The sequence below is a fragment of the Clostridium luticellarii genome (assembly GCF_002995845.1).
Classification (GTDB): domain Bacteria; phylum Bacillota; class Clostridia; order Clostridiales; family Clostridiaceae; genus Clostridium_B; species Clostridium_B luticellarii.
On record NZ_PVXP01000152.1, the window covers coordinates 1 to 1,340 of the forward strand.

A 1,340-nucleotide genomic window follows, 5' to 3' on the forward strand; every position below is an offset into this window, starting at 1 on the left:
ATTATATAGAATATGTGATAAATAATTATGGAGATAAAAAATATTATCTAGATAAATTTGAGAGGAATTATTTTTCAGCTCTTTGAAGAAGCAGAATAAGTTTAAAAAATTTCTTGAAGTACGGGTTATACTGATAGAAAATTTGCCAGAAATCTACTGAATAAAGAATTTACAGTTTTAATAACATAATTAAGCAAAGTGAAATACTGTAGATGAAAACCCTGGTGATTTTAAAGAGAATGATCTTGCAACGTGAAATTAAAAGCACTTACCAAGTAAAAACAAGTAGGTGCTTTTATTATACTCAAATTTAAGAGGGAATAAGGGCGAAAGATTATACAATCTGGCTAACAGGAGTAAATTATATAAGTGGTACTGCAGAGAAAAGCGAATTGATAAAACTTAGAGAAAATTATAAAGAAGCTAAAAATATGAAGTTTGATGATGGTTATCTCTTAGCAATGATAAAAAATTTATATAAATATACAATAGTGTTCAAGAGGTTTTTCAATGCTGGTAAATACGAATAAGATAGGTTCAATGTCAAAAGCTAATCAGAACTTTTCTAAGGTGGCCAAGATAGTTGATAAGAATAAATCGGTAGTTATTATGAAAAACAATAAAACTAAATATGTAGTCTTGAATTTTGAAGAATTTACTAAAGAGGCTGTTGTATCTGAGGAACAAACTTTTGATAAAATTGCCAACAAAGTTCTTAAAGATAATATTGAAACTTTTAAGGAGTTAGCCGATAAATGAAATATGTTTCAATGTCTATGTTTGAGGGAGAGGATTTATATACATCTATTGAATCCAAGTGTTGCAATATTTGCTTTAACATAATAAAAAATCATATATTTGTAGGTTGTAATAAAAGAACTGATATATATGTAATGCCCATACTTTTTCAGTATAACGATGTAAATTGAAATTTACCCAGAAAAAATTAGTTGATTTGGGTGTGAGTGTAGCATAAGGAAAATTGAAACAAGAGGATATTATGCTCTGGATAAGAAATCATAAATTAAGCACTTACTGATGATAGTAGGTGCTTTTATTATGAATAAAAAGCGATGATTATTGAATTCAACCTTGAATTTCCCATTTGAGATTTGGATGGTAAAAATTAAAATATTATAATTATTTTTTTGTTTTAAAACTCAAAATTTTTATAATCAAGTCTGAAAATAATATCATTAGCACTAATATTTGATATATTTCCAAGATAACACCTCCTTAATTTAAATTAGTAAATTAATATATTTATGTGTAATATTACAAAATAACTTGTATTTACATTACATAAATGTTAATATAAGTATATACAATATATTCTATAT

At 25.6% G+C, this 1,340-nt stretch carries 1 protein-coding gene; it reads left to right on the forward strand.

Translation table 11 applies throughout. From position 1 onward, the window contains the following. Positions 1-510 precede the first annotated feature (510 nt). The gene (locus CLLU_RS18480) at positions 511-759 is read left to right on the forward strand and encodes a type II toxin-antitoxin system prevent-host-death family antitoxin (RefSeq protein WP_106011217.1); all 249 of its coding nucleotides are present in this window, start codon (positions 511-513) and stop codon (positions 757-759) included. Positions 760-1,340 lie beyond the last annotated feature (581 nt).

Bases quoted from the DNA above. Each gene is read 5' to 3' on its own strand.
- CLLU_RS18480 (WP_106011217.1), top strand. From the start codon at position 511: ATGCTGGTAAATACGAATAAGATAGGTTCAATGTCAAAAGCTAATCAG.